At 71.4% G+C, this 4,169-nt stretch carries 3 protein-coding genes and 1 pseudogene; all 4 read left to right on the top strand.

Going from position 1 to position 4,169, the window contains the following annotated elements; genetic code table 11:
• Positions 1 to 331 precede the first annotated feature (331 nt).
• Entirely contained in the window at positions 332 to 1,870 is a 1,539-nt protein-coding gene (locus G6020_RS13120) for an amino acid permease (protein ID WP_182610924.1), read from the top strand.
• Between the two features lie 6 nt (positions 1,871 to 1,876).
• Positions 1,877 to 2,770: an urea amidolyase associated protein UAAP1 gene (locus G6020_RS13115; protein WP_182610923.1), complete on the top strand. Its 894-nt coding sequence runs from the start codon at positions 1,877 to 1,879 to the stop codon at positions 2,768 to 2,770.
• Between the two features lie 12 nt (positions 2,771 to 2,782).
• Positions 2,783 to 3,481 carry an urea amidolyase associated protein UAAP2 gene (locus G6020_RS13110; protein WP_182610922.1) on the top strand — a complete coding sequence of 233 codons (699 nt, stop codon included), beginning with the start codon at positions 2,783 to 2,785 and terminating at the stop codon, positions 3,479 to 3,481.
• Positions 3,482 to 3,544: 63 nt separating this feature from the next.
• Positions 3,545 to 4,169 (top strand): annotated as a pseudogene (locus tag G6020_RS13105) (biotin-dependent carboxyltransferase family protein); the annotation flags it as partial.

Here is a 4,169-nt window from a genome sequence, read left to right as displayed (position 1 = left end):
CCCGGGACGGCCTCCCCCCGGCCCACCGATCCGGTGACCCACACCGCGTGTGCCACCGCCGGTCCGAGACGCGCCGCCAGCTCACGCCGCAGCCCGTCGGACCAGGCCCGCGCGCGCTCGTCGTGGGGATCACGGGAAGGCGCCATGAGGGCATTCGACCACGCGGTCGGGCGGCCCGGCGAGCGGGGAGCAACGGCGTGAGGGCGTGTTAATCGGATCGAAACATCAGGCAACCCGAGGGTCACACGCGGTGGGAAAACTATCGGCAGACAGGAACTGCTCCTGACGCCACCCGGGTTCACAGACCCCCGCCCCGAGAGGAGTGCCGGACATGAGTGACCCCTCCGGACTCACCACCCCGGCCCCCGAACGTCGGGGTGATCACGACGACCTCGCCGATCTCGGCTACGACCAACAACTCCACCGCAGCCTCGGCACGTTCGCCTCGTTCGCCGCCGGGTTCTCGTTCGTCTCGATCCTCACGACCATCTTCCAGCTGTTCGGCCTCGGGTACGGGTTCGGCGGCCCGGCCTTCTTCTGGACCTGGCCGATCGTGTTCGCCGGCCAGTTCCTGGTCGCGTTGTGCTTCGCGGAGCTCGCGGCCCGGTACCCCATCTCGGGAGCGATCTACCAGTGGTCCCGGCGGATGGGCGGCGAGGTCGTCGGGTGGTTCGGCGGCTGGTTCATGATCCTCGCCCAGATCGTCACCGCCTCGGCCGCGGCCATCGCGCTGCAGGTCGTGCTGCCCAGCATCTGGTCCGGCTTCCAGTTCGTCGGCGACGACCCGGCCCTCACCTCGCCCTCCGGAGCGGCGAACGCGGTCCTGCTCGGATCGGTGCTCCTCGTCATCACCACCACGATCAACTCGCTCGGCATCAGGTGGATGGCCTACGTCAACAACATCGGTGTGACCTGCGAGATCGTCGGCGTCGTTGCGGTGATCCTCGCGCTGCTGACGCACGCCGTCCGCGGGCCGCAGGTCGTCTTCGACACCGCCGGCATGGGGGATCAGCCCGGATACATCTGGGCCTGGGTCGTCTCCGGACTCATGGCCGCCTACGTGATGGTGGGATTCGGCTCGGCCGGCGAGCTCGCCGAGGAGACCGTCAACCCGCGCCGGGTCGCCCCCCGCACCATCCGGATGGCACTGACCGTCTCGGCGTTCGGCGGTGGGCTCATGATCCTCGCCGCGCTCATGGCCGCGCCCAGCCTCACCGACGGCCGGCTGGCCACCGAGGGCCTGCCGTACGTCCTCAACTCCGTGCTCGGGAACTTCTGGGGCAAGGTGCTCCTCGTGGTGGTCGTGGTGGCCATCTTCATCTGCACCCTCGCCATCCAGACCGCGGCCACCCGGTTGATGTTCTCGATGGCCCGCGACGGGCGCCTGCCCTTCTCCGCGACCCTGTCCCGCGTCAACCCCCGCACCGGCACCCCGATCGCCCCGGCCGTGCTCATCGGTCTGTCATGCATCGCGATCCTGCTGGTCAACATGGGCAACGCCGCCATCTTCGCCACCCTCGCCTCGGTGTGCATCATCCTCATCTACCTCGCCTACCTCTGCGTGACCGCGCCGCTGCTCCTGCGTCGGCTCAAGGGGTGGCCCAACGGCCCCCGGCTCACCGACGCCGAGGGCAAGCCGCTGTTCTCGCTGGGCCGCTGGGGGATCCCCGTGAACGTCATGGCCGTGGGGTACGGACTGCTCATGACGGTCAACCTCGCCTGGCCGCGGGCCGAGATCTTCGACCCCTCGGGCGAGACCCCGTGGATGCGATGGGCCGGCGTCCTGACCGTCCTCGCCGTGGTGGGGCTCGGCATCTTGTGCTTCCCCCGCGGCAAGACCCATCCCAAGCCCGTCAAGATCGGAGAGTGACCTGAGATGACCAGCACCACCGAACCCGGCATCACGACACCCGGCACCACCGCGAGCACGTCCACCACCTCGGTTGCCCGCGACCACGCCCGCGCCCAGGCCGGCGCGATCACCGACTCCATGCCGGTCGTCCCCGCCACCGACTGGCCCCACCCGCCGACAGACGTGCCGGCCGACCGCCTGACGTGGGCGGAGTCCGTCCCCGGGGGTCGCTACACCGCGGTCACCCTGGCGCGGGGCACGCGCATCCGACTGACCGACCGGGACGGCACGGCCTGCGCCTCGCTCATGATGTGGCGCGCCGACGCCCCCTGGGAACGCCTCAACACCGCGGACACGGTCAAGGTCCCGTGGCAGGCCTACCTCGGCACCGGCCATCCGCTGCTCTCCGACCAGGGGCGCGTACTCGCGACGATCGTCGCGGACACCTCCGGCCACCACGACGCGCTGTGCGGTGCCTCGACCCTGGCCGGCAACGTCGCCCGCTACGGGGCCGGGGCGCCGGAATCCGGGTCACCGGCCGGACGGGAGTTGTTGCTGCTGGCCGCCCTCAAACACGGACTGGGTGAGCGGGATCTCCCCCACACCGTGTCGTTCTTCCACGGCGTCCGCGTCGACGACGACGGGGCGCTCGTCTCCACCGGGAACGCCGGGGCGGGGGCGACCGTCGACCTGGTCCTGCACCTGCCCGTCGTGGTGGCCGTCGCGGTCGCCGACCATCCGCTCGATCCGTCGGAGCGGTACCACGCCGGGACCGTGGAGTTCCTGGCGTGGAGCGCTCCGCAGGACCTCGACGCACTCCGCGAGGGAGCCCTCCCCGGCGTCGGGGAGGACCTCGAGTACCGCCGTGCCGTCGCCAACTCCGAGGCCGCCCACCGCGCCTCCACCCCGATCGCCTGAGGAGAATCCGCCATGACACCGACGACCGTCACCACCGAGCCTCCGACCACAGACCCCTGGACCGGCGCCGCCGCAGACCTTCCCGCCGCAGACCTCGCTCTCACGGACGGGGCCGTTGTCGCCGACGAGACCGTCGCCGCCAGAGCCGCCTGGTCCCACGTCCTGCACGCGGGCCAGACCCTGACCATCGTGGACCTCGAGGGCAACCAGGCCGTCGACACCCTGTTCTACGACGCGCACGACCCCACCCGTCGCTACAGCGCCCCGGCGACCGTCGCCGCCCAGGGATCGATCTTCCTGACCGAGGGGAGTGTCCTGCGCGACGACGCCGGCGAGCCCCTCGTGACGATCACGGCCGACGAGGTGGGCAACCACGACACCCTCGGGGGAGCGTGCTCGCAGGAGTCCAACACCCTGCGGTACGGCCACCACACCCGGCATCAGCACGCCTGCGTGGAGAACTTCCTCCGGGAGGGCGCCCGGCACGGACTGGGCAAACGGGATCTGGTCCCCAACGTCAACTTCTTCATGAACGTGCCCGTGGACGCCGACGGCACCCTCGGCATCGTCGACGGGCTCTCCGCGCCCGGCAAGCGCCTGGCGGTGCGCGCCGACCGTGACGTGATCGTCCTGGTCTCCAACTGCCCGCAGATCAACAACCCGTGCAACGGCTTCGACCCGACGCCGGTGCGGATGATCGTCACCGCCTGAGCCCGGCGCCCCCCACCCCGCGCAACCACCACCCGCGCACACGCCACCACAGGAGAAGCCGCCATGACCCGCCTTGAGATCCTCAACCCGGGACGCATCACCACCGTCCAGGACTGGCCCGGCCGCATCGGGTACTGGGGCGTGGGCGTCCCGCCGTCCGGGGCGATGGACGACTACTCGCTCCGCCTGGTCAACATCGCCGTGGGCAACCCGGAGGGCGCCGCCGGTCTGGAGTGCACTCGGGGTGGACTGTCGATCCGACCGGACGCCCCGGTCACGGTCTGCGTGGGCGGGGCGCACGTGCGGCCGACGGTGGACGGCCGCCCGGTGGCCCAGTGGAAGCCGGTCCACCTGGAGGCGGGATCCGTGCTCGACGTCCCGGTGCTCGACGGGCCGGGCATGCGCGTGTACGTGGCGGTCGGGGGCGGGATCGAGGTGGAGCAGTACCTCGGGTCGTCGTCGACCTTCACCCTCGGACGGTTCGGGGGGCACGAGGGACGCAACCTGGCGGCGGGGGACGCCCTCGCCGTCGGTGAACCCGGGCCGGGCGTGCCGCGCCGGATCCTCGCCGACGAGGTCCCGGCCATCGGGCACCACTGGCACATCGCCGTGGCCGAGGGGCCGCACGGCGCTCCGGAGTTCCTCACCCGCGCGGGGATGGACGAGCTCTACGCGGCCAGCTACACCG

Origin of the sequence: Dietzia sp. B19 (genome assembly GCF_014145155.1) — a bacterium.
GTDB classification, from domain to species: domain Bacteria; phylum Actinomycetota; class Actinomycetes; order Mycobacteriales; family Mycobacteriaceae; genus Dietzia; species Dietzia natronolimnaea.
The sequence above is the reverse complement of the archived record's forward strand: the minus strand, read 5'-3'. Positions and strand labels throughout refer to the sequence as shown.

What these genes read in the sequence shown, in the direction of transcription:
- G6020_RS13120 (WP_182610924.1), top strand. Translation starts at nt 332, where the DNA reads ATGAGTGACCCCTCCGGACTCACCACCCCGGCCCCCGAACGTCGGGGT.
- G6020_RS13115 (WP_182610923.1), top strand. Translation starts at nt 1,877, where the DNA reads ATGACCAGCACCACCGAACCCGGCATCACGACACCCGGCACCACCGCG.
- G6020_RS13110 (WP_182610922.1), top strand. Translation starts at nt 2,783, where the DNA reads ATGACACCGACGACCGTCACCACCGAGCCTCCGACCACAGACCCCTGG.